Origin of the sequence: Staphylococcus sp. GDB9P120P, assembly GCF_017893435.1 — a bacterium.
GTDB lineage: Bacteria > Bacillota > Bacilli > Staphylococcales > Staphylococcaceae > Staphylococcus > Staphylococcus cohnii.
Genome location: NZ_JAESNB010000008.1, coordinates 865,649 through 881,359, shown reverse-complemented (window position 1 = coordinate 881,359; position 15,711 = coordinate 865,649). Strand labels below are relative to the sequence as shown.

Sequence of the window (15,711 nt, the reverse complement as noted above, 5' to 3'; positions counted from 1 at the left end):
AGATAATATAAATATTAAATACATTAATGTTATTTATGCAAAAAATTCATAGCGAAATATATATTTTGTGAAAATAATAACTTATATAATGCGTTGCGCGGAACATAACATATGTGTATAATATTAAAAAATATCATTTTCTTTAATGGTATAACAAGGGGGATACGTTATGATAGAAGGTTTTTTAACTTGGCTCTATGACATAGTATGGAGCAAACCATTAGTTTATGGTTTGTTAATCACTGGTATATTATTTTCACTATTTATGAAATTTTTCCAAGTAAGACACTTTAAAGAAATGATTCGACTTATGTTTCAAGGGGAAAAGTCACCAACAGGTATTTCAAGTTTTCAAGCAATCGCATTATCGTTAGCAGGTCGTGTAGGTACTGGTAATATTGTAGGGGTATCAACAGCGATATTTATTGGTGGACCGGGAGCCGTATTTTGGATGTGGGCAACAGCATTTTTAGGAGCGAGTAGTGCATTTATAGAATCGACATTAGGTCAGATATATAAACGTGAAGAAAAGGGACAATATAGAGGTGGACCAGCATTTTATATTGAATATGGTATAAAGGGGAAACTGGGTAAAATATATGGCTTGATCTTTGCAATCGTCACTGTGATTTCAGTCGGATTGTTATTACCAGGTGTTCAATCAAATGCTATTTCTAGTTCTATGAAAAATGCATTTCAATTAAATCCATGGATTGTAGCCATATTTTTAGCAATTATTATCGGCTTAATCATTTTTGGGGGAATAAAGTGGATTGCTAATGCAGCGACTGCAGTTGTACCATTTATGGCAGTATTATATATTTTAATGGCGGTCATTATTATCATACTCAATATTGAAGCAGTTCCTTCTTTATTTGCATTAATTTTCAAATCCGCATTTGGTATGGAAGCTGCTTTTGGTGGGATAGTAGGTGCAATGATTGAAATAGGTGTCAAAAGAGGTCTTTATTCAAATGAGGCTGGACAAGGTACAGGACCACATGCAGCTGCGGCAGCAGAGGTATCACACCCAGCAAAACAAGGTTTAGTGCAAGCGTTTTCAGTTTACGTTGATACTTTGTTTGTTTGTACTGCAACAGCATTAATCATCTTGCTTTCTGGTACATATAATGTAACGGATGGCGGTAACACACCAAGTGATAAAGCAAGTTTAATTAAAGATAATGGTATCTTTGTTGAAATGTCAAATGGAGATAAAGATTATTCTGGAACCGCAATGTACGCACAAGCAGGTATAGACAAAGCATTACAAGGTGGAAGTTATCATTTTGATCCATCGTTCTCTGGATTTGGATCTTATTTTATAGCAATTGCTTTGTTTTTCTTTGCCTTTACTACTATATTGGCTTATTACTATATTGCAGAAACCAATATTGCATACTTAACAAGAAACGCAAATTATAGGACTTCCTTTATATTTATCAATATAACGCGAATTGTATTAATTCTTGCCACCGTTTATGGCGCAGTGAAAACGGCAGATATTGCATGGCTAATGGGAGATTTAGGTGTAGGTATGATGGCCTGGCTTAATATCATTGCAATTTGGCTATTACACAAACCAGCTATAAGCGCATTGAAAGATTATGAATTGCAGAAAAAACGTTTAGGATCGGGTAAAAAAGCTATTTATAAACCAGACCCTGAAAAAGTACCTAATGCTGTATTTTGGCTGGAAGATTATCCTGAACGTCTAAAAAAAGAGGATATTAACGACTAAAAATAATATGTCACTTAGACAAATAAAAAGCGAGTTATTTTAAAATATTGCGTCTCTTGATACAATGTCATTAAGACTACGAGGGGGCGCATTATTTTATGGACAATTTACAAGCAGGGCGAATTAATAAGATTAATTTTTCTAGTGACATATTAGATAGAGATATTACACTATCTATTTATTTACCTAAAGATTTTACAGAACTATTTAAATACAAAGTCGTCTTTTGTTTTGATGGTTTAGACTTTTTTAGCTTTGGCAGAATACACAGAACATATGAAAAATTATGGGAAGCAAATGAAGTAGAAAGAGCAATATTTGTAGGTTTTCATTATGAAGATGTTGAAAAAAGAAGAGCAGAATTTCATCCCCAAGGAGCAAAAACAGCTTTAACTGTAAAATGTATGGCGAATGAAATTTTACCGTTTATAGATGCTCAATTCCCAACGTATAAAGTAGGCAATGGCAGAGTTATTTTAGGTGACAGCTTAGCTGGAAGTGCAGCTTTGATTACTGCATTATCTTATCCGAGAATTTTTAGCCAAGTGGGACTATTGAGTCCTCAACATGATGAAGTGATACAAACATTAATCGAACGATGTCAATTTCAAGAACAATTGACAATATGGCATACTGTTGGATTAGAAGAAAAAAACTTTGCTTTACCAACGACAGGTAAGCAAGCGGATTTTTTAACACCTAATCGCCAGCTTAAATCGATTATCGAACATAGTGATATAACTTATCATTATGCAGAGTTTGATGGTGGTCATAGATGGAAATCTTGGAAACATTTATTAGAAGATTTATTAAAATATTTTTTATCAGATAATATTTCTTTTTAATTATCTGTAGGAAATTTAGTTAAAAGTAACGAATTTTTGTGAAATTTGATATAATGTAGTTATGTTAAACAAAGGAGGAATTTAAATGATTTTAGGATTAGCATTAATTCCGTCAAAAGCGTTTCAAGATGAAGTAAATGCATACCGTAAACGTTATGATGCTCACTATGCAACGATAATGCCACACATTACGATTAAAGAGCATTTTAAAATAAACGAAGGTGATCTTGACGCTGTCAAAGAGACAATCAAATCAAGAATCGAGGGGATACCACCTATTGAAGTACACGCGACAAAGGCTTCAAACTTTGCGCCAATTACAAATGTAATTTATTTTAAAGTTGCCAAAACAGACAATTTAGAAAAATTATTTAATCAATTCAATAGTGGTGATTTTTATGGTCGTCCTGAACATCCATTTGTACCACATTTTACAATTGCACAAGGTTTAACTAGTCAAGAATTCGAAGACATTTTTGGTCAATTGAACTTAGCGGGTATTGACTATAAAGAAGCAATTGAGCAACTTTCTTTAGTTTATTACGATGAAAGTGCGGAAAAATGGAAAGTCTTAGAGAATTTTAATTTTGCATAATTTTTTTATATAAAGTTATCATTTCAATCAATGATAATATTGAAACTTTAAAAGAGTCGCTATCATTTTAGAATTTATCTAAAAACTTGATAGCGACTCTTTTGTATATTGAACATTACTAAATATAGTTAAGTGTGTGTGTGTTGTTGTTTATTTTTAACAAAATAAATACCATAAAATATTGCTAAAAATAAAAATACTAATGCTGAAAAATAAAAAGTATTATTAACAGATTTAGAGAATTCTGTGATTAAACCACCTACGAGTGGACCAATCATAGAGCCGAAACCTTGTACACTATTGAACACGCCCCAAGTCTCTTCTTGTTCATCCATGTGTATATGACTTGCCATAAAAGTATTCCATGCAGGTAACAAGATGCCGTACATTAGGCCGATAAATAATGCCAAGCCCCAAACTAATTTAATATCCGTAATAATAGATAACGCAAATATCATTAAAGTATATAAAACAAATCCACTAAAAATGATACCATACATAAATAATGTACCATTGTTGTCTATAATTTTAGATAAAAACAACATAGAAATAGCACAACCTATGCCACCAATGATAATTGCAATCGTATATTCAACTGTTGAAACGCCCACGACTTTCGTTGCATATGTAGGTAATATCGGTACTAAGGCAGTGATGGAAGCACCTTGTAATAAAATACCTGGAAACAGAATTAAATGGCGTTTAGTCACATTTACAATTTGACCTAACTGTTGTTTTACAGGTCTTGTATTATAATTAGTCAGTCTTATTTTAACGAAATAGTATAGAATCCATGCAATCAGTACGACTAATGACATCATAAAAGCAAAACATGTTGGATGGAATTTAAAGATTAAGTTCATTCCAACCATTCCAACTAATAAACCTAGTAACCATGAGAAATAAACATAACCCATTTGTTTACCACGATTATTTTCATCAACACTTGCAAGCATAATGACCCAAATAGGACTCACGGCGATACCTAGCAATATTGCACTTGTGATTAGCACGATAGGTGATGTAGGAAACCAAATGACTAAAAACAAACTACCAAACGCTAATAAAAATCCAAGTGTCAAAACAAGCTTTGTACCTAAGCGTTTAAGTAAAAAACCTATGACAAAGTTGGTTGTTGCATCAGCAATAAAGTGAATAGAAATAGCGATAGATGTAACACCTACCGCAATAGAAGTTGCCGTTGGAAGTAATGCTAAATAACTCAACACATACATACCTCTAGCAAACTCCATTAAAAATAAAATAATCAACATAATAATAAAATTTGTACTTGAATTGTAGTTAGTATTATTTAACGAAGAGCTTTGCATATAAAGGAACCTTTCCATAAACTTCTTCATAACGTGTTGAATGGTCTAGAAGATCTAATAAATCTTTGCATAATTTATATGTTGAATATGGAATGCGTGATTCACTCATTGCTTTAGACATTTCTACTAGTGAAGTTGGATGATTTGTTAATGATGCTACTTGTTGAATAGCTTCATCAGGTGAATAAGCGATAGTGCCGTAACCTTTTTCTTCAAAATAAAGCGCGTTTTCTAACTCTTGACCAGGTGCAGGATCTAAGAAAATCATTGGAATTTGTCGGGTTAGTGCTTCAGAAATCGTGATGCCACCTGGCTTTGTAATCATCAACTGACTTGATGCCATCCATTCATTCATCTGTTTTGTATAACCTAAGATAAGTACGTTATCATAATTTTTAAATTGGCTAGATAATGTGCGTTTCAACTCTTTATTTTTACCACAAACCATGACTACTTGTGATTGTGGACTTTTAGTCAAAATATCACTAATCATTTGACCGAATCCTTTTGAAACGCCAAAAGCACCTGCGGACATAAGTATTGTAGGTTTATCTGGATTCAAATTATTTTGACGTAACCATGAAGATTGGTCAATATCTTGTTCGAATTTATCAGAAATTGGAATGCCAGTAACCTTTAATTGATGTCTTGGGATCCCTATTTCAGCAAATTCATCTTTTAATTCCTCAGTTGCCAAGTAATACCTTTGAGAATGTGGTGTAACCCAATTCTTTTGTAATCTATAATCTGTCATAACTGTGGCAATTGGGATATTCATATCAAATTGCTCAGTTAATACAGACATTACTGGCGTAGGGAAGGTCAACAATATTAAATCTGGTTTTTCTTTTAGTAATAGATTAATTAATTTATTTAATCCATAATATTTATAGAAACATTTGTCTATTTGGTCAGGTTTACTATAGTAAAAAGATTTGTACATATTTCTGAAATACTTAAAACTATTGATATACCACTTTTTACATATAGAAGTCAGAATTGGGTGAGCTTCTAAAAATAAATCATGTTCAATGACAGTTAAATTGTCTAGATTCATTTCATTGAATTGGTTTACTACGCTTTGAGTAACCTGTAAATGTCCATTACCAAAAGAACCAGTAATAATCAATATTTTTTTGTTACGAGTAACCATTTTGAGTCACCCTCCAATAGTATAAATTTAGCTCATGCTAAGTTTAACGCATTTTATTGTCATGCGAAAGAAAAAACATAATTATTAGAGATTATATCATTTTACAAACGCATAGAAAATGATTCATACTTATTTTTTAAAATTATATCACGCTAAATTTAGATTGTTCTATATGTATACCATACCACGCTTTCTATTAAAATAAGCGACCTTAAAAGAAACTAAACAAATAAAAAAGAAAATCTACACAATTAATTACATATGATTAACAAACTGAATCTAGTTTATGCTCATGATAGTTATAAAATTTTTTAAATGAAAACGAAAAATATATAATAGTAGAGAAAGAAATAATTAGCAATATTAGTTTCTATAAAATCAACTGAAAATGTGTATAATAGAAGTATTGGAAATAAAGGAGCGGTTAATGTTGAATGCAAATGAGTTGTTTAAAAAAATAAGAGTTAAACAAGTGATAGGTACATTAGATATGAATGTTAATGATATAACAACAGACTCGCGTACTGCTAAAGAAGGAAGTATATTCGTTGCTTCTAAAGGTTATACAGTCGATAGTCATAAATTTTGTCAAGATGTTGTAAATCAAGGCTGTAAAGTCATTGTAGTAAATCATGAACAATTGTTGAAAGGTGATGTAACACAAGTTATCGTTCCTGACACGTTGCGCGTTGCCAGTTTACTCGTAAATGTATTATTTAATTATCCAAGTAAACAACTAACTACATATGGTGTTACTGGAACCAATGGTAAAACATCTATAGCGACAATGATACACCATATATATAGAAAATTAGATAAAGGTAGTGCTTATTTAGGTACTAATGGTTTCCAAATTAATGAGGAAAAATCTAAAGGTACAAACACAACACCTGAAACAGTTGCGCTAACTAAAAAAATTCATGAAGCTGTAGAAAAGCAAGCACAGGCCATGACTTTAGAAGTATCAAGTCATGGTTTATCATTAGGACGTTTAAGTGGCGTTAATTTTGATGTGGCGGTATTTTCAAATTTAACGCAAGATCATTTAGACTTTCATGGCACAATGGAAGCTTATGGTCATGCTAAATCATTATTATTCAGCCAGTTAGGTGAAGATTTATCAAAAGAAAAATATGTTGTTTTAAATCAAGATGATAGATTTTCAGAATATTTAGCTTCAGTTACACCTTATGAAGTCTTTACCTATGGCATTAATGAATGTGCACAATTTATGGCTGAAAATATTAATGAGTCATTACAAGGCGTAACGTTTGATTTTAATACACCTGAAGGTACATTTCCTGTAAAGTCACCTTATGTAGGCATCTTCAACGTTTCTAATATTATGGCTGCAATGATAGCTGTTTGGGCAAAAGGTGCTACGTTAGTAGAAATTATTCAAGCCGTAGAAAACTTAGAACCTGTTGAAGGTCGACTTGAAGTTTTAGACCCCCAATTGCCAATTAATCTAATTATTGATTATGCACATACAGCAGATGGTATGGATAAACTTATAGATGCTGTGAAACCTTTTGCAAAACAAAAATTAATTTTCTTGTGCGGTATGGCTGGAGAAAGAGATATGGGCAAAACACCTGAAATGGGGCGCGTTGCTTGTAGAGCGGATTACGTTATTTTTACACCAGACAACCCAGCAAATGATGATCCTAAAAAATTAACAAGCGAACTCGCTAAGGGCGCAACACATAATAATTATATAGAATTTGAAGACCGTGCAGAGGGGATTCGTCATGCTATTGAAATTGCTAATCCTGGCGATACAGTTGTCTTAGCTTCTAAGGGACGTGAACCTTACCAAATTATGCCTGGTCATGTAAAAGTACCACATAGAGATGATTTAATCGGTTTAGAAGCAGCTTATAAAAAGTTTGGCGGTGGCCCTATTGGAAATTAGGCTTATCAGTCTGAATGATGTAACAGTCCGTAGTTATATTTATAAAAATGATAACGATGAAGTCTTGCTTTTGGCAATACCAGACTTAAATTGGTCATTAGAAATTGATACTTCGTTAAATGATGATGATATCAAGGAGGAACTTGTGATACACTTGTTTACGTTACTTGATGAGTCAACAGCAGTACAAATTGCTGATGATATTGGTCAATCGATATTTGAGAGTTAAAGGAGAGAACAAATGAGTATAAAGGAAGAAGTAGAATCCAGAAAAACTTTTGCGATTATTTCCCATCCTGATGCTGGTAAAACCACATTAACTGAAAAGTTACTATTATTTGGTGGTGCAATTAGAGAAGCAGGGACTGTAAAAGGTAAAAAAAGTGGTAAATTTGCGACAAGTGACTGGATGAAAGTTGAACAAGAACGTGGTATCTCAGTTACAAGTTCAGTGATGCAATTTGATTATGATCATTACAAAATTAACATTTTAGATACACCTGGACATGAAGATTTTTCTGAAGACACATATAGAACATTAATGGCCGTAGACAGCGCTGTAATGGTTATAGATTGTGCAAAAGGTATTGAACCGCAAACTTTAAAATTATTTAAAGTTTGTAAAATGAGAGGCATTCCTATTTTCACATTTATCAATAAATTAGATAGAGTAGGTAAAGAACCGTTTGAATTATTGGATGAAATCGAGTCTACATTGGAAATCGAAACATATCCTATGAATTGGCCAGTGGGTATGGGACAAAATTTCTTTGGTATCATTGATCGAGATACACATACGATTGAGCCTTTTAGAGATGAACAAAATGTGCTTCATTTAAATGATGATTATGAATTGGAAGAAGATCATAAAATTAAAAATGATAGCGCCTTTACGCAAGCAATCGAAGAATTAATGTTGGTAGAAGAAGCGGGAGAAACATTTGACAATGAAGCTTTGAGAAAAGGTGATTTAACACCAGTGTTCTTTGGATCAGCGCTAGCAAACTTTGGTGTACAAAATTTCTTGAATGCTTATGTTGACCATGCACCTATGCCAAGTGCTCGACAAACGAAAGAAGATATTGAAGTTACACCATATGATACAGATTTTTCAGGCTTTATTTTCAAAATTCAAGCGAATATGGACCCCAAACACAGAGATAGAATTGCATTTATGAGGGTTGTTAGTGGCGCTTTCGAACGAGGTATGGATGTTACGTTACAAAGAACTAAAAAGAAACAAAAAATAACACGTTCAACTTCATTTATGGCTGATGACAAAGAAACTGTTAATCATGCAGTCGCTGGAGATATTATAGGCTTGTATGACACGGGTAATTACCAAATTGGAGATACATTAGTAGGTGAAAACCAAAAATTCAGTTTCCAAGAATTACCACAGTTTACACCAGAATTATTTATGAAAGTTTCTGCGAAAAACGTCATGAAACAGAAACATTTCCATAAAGGGATTGAGCAGTTAGTTCAAGAAGGTGCCATTCAATACTATAAAGCATTGCATACTAATCAAATTCTTATTGGTGCAGTTGGTCAACTACAATTTGAAGTTTTTGAACATCGACTTAAAAATGAATATAATGTTGATGTCATCATGGAATCAGTTGGTCCAAAAATTGCAAGATGGATTGAAAATGAAGAAGATATTAAAGATAAAATGAGTTCTTCTCGTTCTATATTAGTTAAAGATGTTTATGATAATTACGTTTTCTTATTTGAAAATGAATTTGCAACGAGATGGTTTGAAGAAAAATTTCCAGAAATTAAATTATACAGTTTGTTATAACATGATTAATTGTGTATAATACTATATTATTAATAGAATACCTATGACTTTGTAGTCGGAGGGGAGTAACTCAACTGTTTTTAAAGAGATATATGAGATAGTAATATCATTATAAAATATCTGTTTTATATATCTTTTTAACATAGTCATTTTGTCGTCATTACGAAACGTTAAATGTTTCCGGTAAAATGGGCAGGAAAAACACTGTCGAGTGAGACCTTTGCTTATAAATGTTACAAACATACAAATTATATAAGACCGAAAGTTTAATTTACTTTAGTGAGTGTATATGATTAAAATGTGTGTAGCATTTACTTAGCTTAGGTCTCTATTTTTATGTAAAAAAACTAAAGGAGTTTTCCTAAATGGATCCGAGTTTGATTTTACCTTATTTATGGGTTCTAGTAGTACTGGTATTTTTAGAAGGTTTATTAGCAGCAGATAATGCTGTTGTTATGGCAGTTATGGTTAAACATTTGCCTCCTGAACAACGTAAAAAAGCATTGTTCTATGGACTGTTAGGTGCATTTATTTTCCGTTTTATTTCTTTATTCTTAATAAGCATTATCGCACATTTTTGGTGGATTCAAGCGCTAGGCGCAATTTACTTATTATACATGTCGATCAAAAATCTCATATCATTCTTTAAAGAAAAAGACCATCAAAAAGAGGATGGTACTGATGATCATCATTATGATGAATCGGGCGAGGAAATACATGCAAGTCCTAAAGCATTTTGGGGCACAGTATTAAAAGTAGAATTTGCTGATATAGCATTTGCGATTGATTCCATGTTAGCTGCTCTTGCTATTGCAGTAACTTTACCTACTGTTGGTATACACTTTGGTGGTATGGACCTTGGACAATTTGCAGTCATGTTCCTAGGCGGTATGCTAGGTGTGATCATCATGCGTTTTGCAGCCACTTGGTTTGTAAATCTATTGAACAAATATCCTGGTTTAGAAGGCGCTGCATTTGCGATTGTAGGTTGGGTAGGTATTAAATTAGTAATCATGGTGCTAGCACACCCTGATATTAAAATATTACCAGAACATTTCCCACACAGTGTATTATGGCAATCAATTTTCTGGACGGTTATGATTGTACTTGTAATTATCGGTTGGTTAACATCTGTTAAAAATAATAAAAAAGAACATAAATAATATATGTAAGCCTGAGTCATAAAATCTATGACTCAGGCTTTTTTGTTCTATATGTGATAAAGTTAGAATTTTTTACTAAAAGAGACTATAATCTGTAGTATGCTAACTTTATATGACAAAATAAAGCAGAAAAATTATATATGTTATGTCATAATAGAATTGTAATCAAAAGGAATAGGGGGGCTTACTGTGACGCAAAATAAAAAACATGTCATCCCAAAAGTAAAGTATGGACGTAAACGACGTGAATACTTTCATAACGAGGAACGGGAACAACGTGTGCAACAAGAACGTAAAGCTAGAAAACAGCGTGAAGAAAAAGCTGAAATACTTGCTAAAAATAATGAAGAACGTGTGAAAGAAAATTTAAGAAAAGCACGTATTGAAAAGCTAACACAAGAAGAAATTCAGCAACAACAAGCAATTGCTGCAGCGCGGAATTCCAAACATACGCAAGAAGACACACAGCACAATGAAACAACTTCAGCAAATAATATCAATCAATCGTATAATGAAAACGATGATATGGTGGAGGAAGAAAATAAAATAGATTCAAAATCAGTACACACTGAGAGCGAGACTCAAAATAACAGTACATCGTCAAATGAAGAACATGTCCCACCTAAAAAAGAACAAGAACAGAATTTTTATTCAGAAAATGCACAACAATCAAGAGTTGATTATTATTTGAATAATGATGAGCAAACTTCACAACAAAAAAGTTCTAGGGAATATTCGAATTCTAATACTGAAACTAAGCACCAAAATACGACTAACACACTTGATAAAGTTAAGGCTTTCTTTATTGAACATTGGGCCAAAATTCTAATTGTTGTGGCAGTTATTGTTTTACTGACACTCATACAAGCTATATTCAAAAATGTTGATGAAAATGGCACTTCAAATGATCATGTTTTTCATGATAATCAAAATAAAGATAAGACTTATACAACAACAATGAAAAGTGCGAACAGTGCAATTCATTCCGTAGTAACTGTTGAAAATGATACGAGTGATGATAGAACTTCTGCTGAAAAAGAGACACAAGAAGCAGGTAAAGAAAATGAATTAGGTTCAGGTGTCGTCTACAAAAAAGTGGGCGACTCTATTTTTATTATGACCAACGCACATGTGGTTGGAGATAAAAAAGAGCAAAAGATTACATATGGTAACGATGACTATTCTATTGGAAAAGTTATTGGAACGGATAAATATTCAGATATCGCTGTTGTTAAGGCTAAAGTAAAATCAGATAGTAAAGTGAAACCGATTAAAATAGGTGATTCCAGTACTTTAGTACTAGGTGAACCAATCATAGTAGTAGGAAATCCTTTAGGTGTAGACTTTAAAGGAAGTATATCTGATGGTATTATTTCAGGTTTGAATAGACACATACCAGTAGATATCAATAAAGATGATCAATATGATGTATTAATGAGCGCTTTTCAAATAGATGCACCTGTAAATCCAGGTAACTCAGGTGGTGCAGTTATCGATAGAAATAGTAAGTTAGTAGGTATAGCATCACTAAAAATAGATATGGATAATGTTGAGGGTATCGCCTTTGCTATACCAGTCAATGACGCTGAAGATATTGCCAAGCAGTTAGAAGCTAAAGGTGAAGTCAAATATCCTAACACTGGCGTAAAGATTGCTAATATTGGAGATATTGATGAGGCTACAAAGCAATCTATTAATTTACCAGAAGACGTTAAAAAAGGCGTATTTATAGGTGAAGTTAAAAAAGATTCATTAGGTGAAAAATCTGGGTTGCAAAAAAATGATGTCATAGTAGAATTAGATGGTAAAGAATTAGAAGATAATCTTAGATACAGACAAATTATTTTTAATCATAAAGATGATTTAAAAACATTACCAGCTAAAATCTATAGAGATGGTAAAGAAAAGGATATTAAGATTAAACTGAAGTAACGTTGAGGTGAAGAAACGTTGTCCATTTTCAACCAATTGTTAAAAAAATCAAGTCCTCAACAAGGGATTGTAATGTATTATATCGTGGCTATTATTGTGGCATTTTTAATGCTGAACTTGCCCTTTGTTCATAAGTCCAATGTGTCTGTAGATCCAATTGATTCATTGTTTGTTGCAGTGTCTGGTGTCAGCGTAACAGGACTAACGCCAGTTAATATTATTGATACTTACACAACCTTTGGTCAAGTTATAATCATGCTGATACTTAATTTGGGCGGGATTGGTGTTATGGCCATCGGAACCATGTTATGGGTTGTCTTAGGTAAGCATATCGGTATGCGCGAACGTCAATTGATTATGCTAGATAATAATAAACATACGATGAGTGGCACTGTGAAATTGATTCTAGATATTGTTCGAACAATCATCATTATAGAACTTGTTGGTGCATCACTATTAGCATTTTATTTTTATAGAGATACCCCGGATATACAATATGCAATCATGCAAGGATTATTTGTATCGGTATCGGCGACGACAAATGGTGGACTTGATATAACAGGACAGTCACTTATACCTTATGCAAATGATTATTTTGTACAAACAATCGTTATGTTTTTAATTATGTTAGGTTCAATTGGTTTTCCTGTATTAATAGAAGTGAAGGCATATATAAAAAATCGAATTCCTAATTTTAGATTTTCATTATTTGCAAAAATTACAACGGTAACATATTTTGGTTTGTTTATTTTTGGTGTGATAATTATTCTATTATTTGAACATAACCAAGCTTTTCAAAATATGAGTTGGCATAAATCGTTATTTTATGCATTGTTTCAATCAGCAACCACTAGAAGTGCGGGACTTCAAACTATTGATGTAAGCGGATTTGGTGAAGGTACGAATATCGTTATGGGTATACTAATGTTTATAGGTTCATCTCCAAGTTCAGTAGGTGGTGGTATTAGAACAACGACCTTTGCTATTTTAATATTATTCCTTTTAAACTTTAGTAACCAACCTGAGAAAACATCTATCAAAGCATTTAATCGTGAGATTCACATTACTGATGTTCAACGTTCATTTGCTGTATTTATCATGGCCAGTATATTAACTTTTACGAGCATGATTTTTATACTAGTTGTTGAAAATGGGAAGGTATCATTTTTACAAGCATTTTTCGAAGTCATGTCAGCATTTGGAACATGTGGATTATCGTTGGGTATTACAGGTGATGTGAATGATATGAGTAAAGGCGTCTTGATGTTATTGATGCTCATTGGCCGTGTTGGCTTAATCAGTTTTATCATTATGATTGGTGGACGTAGAGAACCAGATAAATTCCATTATCCTAAAGAACGCGTTCAAATTGGTTGATTGTCAAAAGTAAATCTGAACTTAATAATTTGTGAGACCATGGCGCCAGTATATCTAACAAATGATGTACTGGTGCTTTTAATTTTTAAATAAAGGGAACATATATAGCGAATCATATATGTTCATAATTATTTCAAGCTATTTTAGAAACGTGTTAGACTATGATTAATGAGGGGAGAGGCAAATGAAAAAAAGTGAAAAGATCGCAATAGACATTATTACTACTTCTGATATGCATAGTTATTTTCAAAGTGGTGAAAATAATTCAAATATTTATAGAGCAGGCTCTTATGTTAAAAGTATTAGAGAAACAAATGATCACGTTATTCTATTAGATAGTGGTGGTAGTTTAGCAGGTTCGTTAGCAGCTTTTTATTATGCAGTTGTAGCACCGTATAAGCGTCATCCAATGATAAAATTAATGAATGCCATGCAATACGATGCAAGTGGTATTAGTCCTAATGAATTTAAATTTGGACTGTCATTCTTTTCGAGGGCTGTATCATTGTCGAGGTTCCCATGGTTATCCGCAAATATTGAATATAAACGTACGAAAGAACCATATTTTTCTACACCATATACAATTAAAGAAATTGAAGGTGTGAAAATCGCAATTGTGGGTTTAACTTCAGATGGTTTAATGGAGCGTGAACATTTTGAAATGGAAAATGATGTACGGATTGAAAAAACATTGCGCTCTTCTAAACGCTGGATTCGATTTATCCACGAAAGTGAAATGCCTGACTTTTTAATTGTTATATACCATGGTGGGCTTAATCAACTAAATAAAACATCAAATGAACGTGAACAAAATGTTAATGAAGCGGAAAAAATAATGCAAACCTTAGGCGTTATTGATTTATTAATCACTGGTCATCAACATCAAACATTCATTGGTAGAGATGATCAAACGCTTTATGTGCAAGCTGGACAAAATGCTGAACAACTTATTCATGTGAAAATTAACTTTAAAAAGCGTACAAATTCATATGAATTAGAAAATGTCAATTCTAAAATCGTAGATCTAAATCATTATCCAGAAGACCAAGCATTATTAGATTTGACTTTTTATGATAGAAAAACAGTTTGTAATTGGAGTGAAGAAAGCATAAACGAAAATGTTCTATCAGCTGAGGTAAATGGTTTGAGTGATGTTATTACAAAACCACATCCATTTACACAGTTATTGCATGATAGTATTCGGTTAGCCTATGATTATGATATATCGTGTGTGCACTTACCAACGAGTGGCGAAGAAGGGCTCAGAGGCATCATTACAAATGAAGATTTATTCAATGCTTATCCTCATCCAGATGTTCCTGTTGATTTAACCATGAAAGGTCAACAAATTCACGATATTTTAGAATATTGCTATTCACATATAGAATTTAGTGACGGCGCATTGAGTTTAACAATTGTAGATGAAACCTTATGTACGTTTTGGCAAGGTGTTCATTACACCATTGATATGAATGCTGAACCTTATCACCGTGTAACATTAGAAAATATTAAATTGGATCACATGTATCGTGTAAGCATGACTGATTACTGCTATAGAAACTACAAGCAATATTTAGAAAATGCTGTTATACATGAAACTGGAGAAATTACAATGGTAGAATTAATTTCTAGAAATTTAAAAGATAAGGATTACCATATCGAACAAAAACAAACATTTAACGTTATTATATGATATGACACATAAAGTTTGATTGTCATCATTAGCTATAAAAAATGTCACGAAACCAAAGAAAACGCCAATTTCTATATTATTTCAATAGAAGTTGGCGTTTATTTTCGTGCAGAGATTATTTATGGCTAATCTCTTTTAAAATTCGGATAAAGGGGTTAATAT

At 32.6% G+C, this 15,711-nt stretch carries 12 protein-coding genes; 10 read left to right on the top strand and 2 right to left on the bottom strand.

Features of this window, described 5'->3' with window-relative positions; genetic code table 11:
• Positions 1–169 precede the first annotated feature (169 nt).
• The 3 genes from KA856_RS09445 to KA856_RS09435 all read left to right on the top strand — a co-directional run bounded on the left by KA856_RS09445 (position 170) and on the right by KA856_RS09435 (position 3,181).
• Positions 170–1,741 (top strand): alanine/glycine:cation symporter family protein, encoded by a 1,572-nt coding sequence (locus KA856_RS09445; protein ID WP_107384688.1) that lies wholly within the window; start codon positions 170–172, stop codon positions 1,739–1,741.
• A gap of 98 nt (positions 1,742–1,839) precedes the next feature.
• Positions 1,840–2,586 carry an esterase family protein gene (locus KA856_RS09440; protein WP_107386391.1) on the top strand — a complete coding sequence of 249 codons (747 nt, stop codon included), beginning with the start codon at positions 1,840–1,842 and terminating at the stop codon, positions 2,584–2,586.
• Positions 2,587–2,671: 85 nt separating this feature from the next.
• Positions 2,672–3,181: a YjcG family protein gene (locus KA856_RS09435; protein WP_019469079.1), complete on the top strand. Its 510-nt coding sequence runs from the start codon at positions 2,672–2,674 to the stop codon at positions 3,179–3,181.
• 128 nt (positions 3,182–3,309) lie between these two features.
• On the opposite strand, the gene ltaA is transcribed toward KA856_RS09435, so the two are convergent.
• On the bottom strand, positions 3,310–4,512 hold the full coding sequence (ltaA, locus tag KA856_RS09430; RefSeq protein ID WP_210138651.1) for a lipoteichoic acid biosynthesis MFS flippase LtaA: 1,203 nt from the start codon (positions 4,510–4,512) through the stop codon (positions 3,310–3,312).
• On the bottom strand, positions 4,490–5,665 hold the full coding sequence (locus KA856_RS09425) for a diglucosyl diacylglycerol synthase (RefSeq protein WP_019469081.1): 1,176 nt from the start codon (positions 5,663–5,665) through the stop codon (positions 4,490–4,492). The genes ltaA and KA856_RS09425 overlap by 23 nt, the downstream gene beginning before the upstream one ends.
• A gap of 430 nt (positions 5,666–6,095) precedes the next feature.
• Between KA856_RS09425 and KA856_RS09420 the strand changes: the two genes are divergently transcribed.
• From KA856_RS09420 to KA856_RS09390, 7 genes are all read left to right on the top strand, one after another.
• Positions 6,096–7,580 (top strand): UDP-N-acetylmuramoyl-L-alanyl-D-glutamate--L-lysine ligase, encoded by a 1,485-nt coding sequence (locus KA856_RS09420; RefSeq protein WP_210129407.1) that lies wholly within the window; start codon positions 6,096–6,098, stop codon positions 7,578–7,580.
• Positions 7,570–7,809 (top strand): YueH family protein, encoded by a 240-nt coding sequence (locus KA856_RS09415; RefSeq protein WP_107505156.1) that lies wholly within the window; start codon positions 7,570–7,572, stop codon positions 7,807–7,809. Before KA856_RS09420 ends, KA856_RS09415 begins: the two co-directional genes overlap by 11 nt.
• Positions 7,810–7,821: 12 nt before the next feature.
• Positions 7,822–9,384: a peptide chain release factor 3 gene (locus tag KA856_RS09410; RefSeq protein WP_119535804.1), complete on the top strand. Its 1,563-nt coding sequence runs from the start codon at positions 7,822–7,824 to the stop codon at positions 9,382–9,384.
• Between the two features lie 365 nt (positions 9,385–9,749).
• Positions 9,750–10,547, top strand: coding sequence for a TerC family protein (locus tag KA856_RS09405; RefSeq protein WP_210138650.1), 798 nt, complete (start codon positions 9,750–9,752; stop codon positions 10,545–10,547).
• 189 nt (positions 10,548–10,736) lie between these two features.
• On the top strand, positions 10,737–12,479 hold the full coding sequence (locus tag KA856_RS09400; RefSeq protein WP_107384870.1) for a S1C family serine protease: 1,743 nt from the start codon (positions 10,737–10,739) through the stop codon (positions 12,477–12,479).
• A gap of 18 nt (positions 12,480–12,497) precedes the next feature.
• On the top strand, positions 12,498–13,856 hold the full coding sequence (locus KA856_RS09395; RefSeq protein WP_107384869.1) for a TrkH family potassium uptake protein: 1,359 nt from the start codon (positions 12,498–12,500) through the stop codon (positions 13,854–13,856).
• Positions 13,857–14,040: 184 nt separating this feature from the next.
• On the top strand, positions 14,041–15,549 hold the full coding sequence (locus KA856_RS09390) for a bifunctional metallophosphatase/5'-nucleotidase (protein ID WP_107384868.1): 1,509 nt from the start codon (positions 14,041–14,043) through the stop codon (positions 15,547–15,549).
• Positions 15,550–15,711 lie beyond the last annotated feature (162 nt).

Coding starts and splice junctions, on each gene's coding strand:
- KA856_RS09435 (WP_019469079.1), top strand. CDS start 2,672: ATGATTTTAGGATTAGCATTAATTCCGTCAAAAGCGTTTCAAGATGAA.
- KA856_RS09440 (WP_107386391.1), top strand. CDS start 1,840: ATGGACAATTTACAAGCAGGGCGAATTAATAAGATTAATTTTTCTAGT.
- ltaA (WP_210138651.1), bottom strand. CDS start 4,512: ATGCAAAGCTCTTCGTTAAATAATACTAACTACAATTCAAGTACAAAT.
- KA856_RS09405 (WP_210138650.1), top strand. CDS start 9,750: ATGGATCCGAGTTTGATTTTACCTTATTTATGGGTTCTAGTAGTACTG.
- KA856_RS09445 (WP_107384688.1), top strand. CDS start 170: ATGATAGAAGGTTTTTTAACTTGGCTCTATGACATAGTATGGAGCAAA.
- KA856_RS09425 (WP_019469081.1), bottom strand. CDS start 5,665: ATGGTTACTCGTAACAAAAAAATATTGATTATTACTGGTTCTTTTGGT.
- KA856_RS09410 (WP_119535804.1), top strand. CDS start 7,822: ATGAGTATAAAGGAAGAAGTAGAATCCAGAAAAACTTTTGCGATTATT.
- KA856_RS09390 (WP_107384868.1), top strand. CDS start 14,041: ATGAAAAAAAGTGAAAAGATCGCAATAGACATTATTACTACTTCTGAT.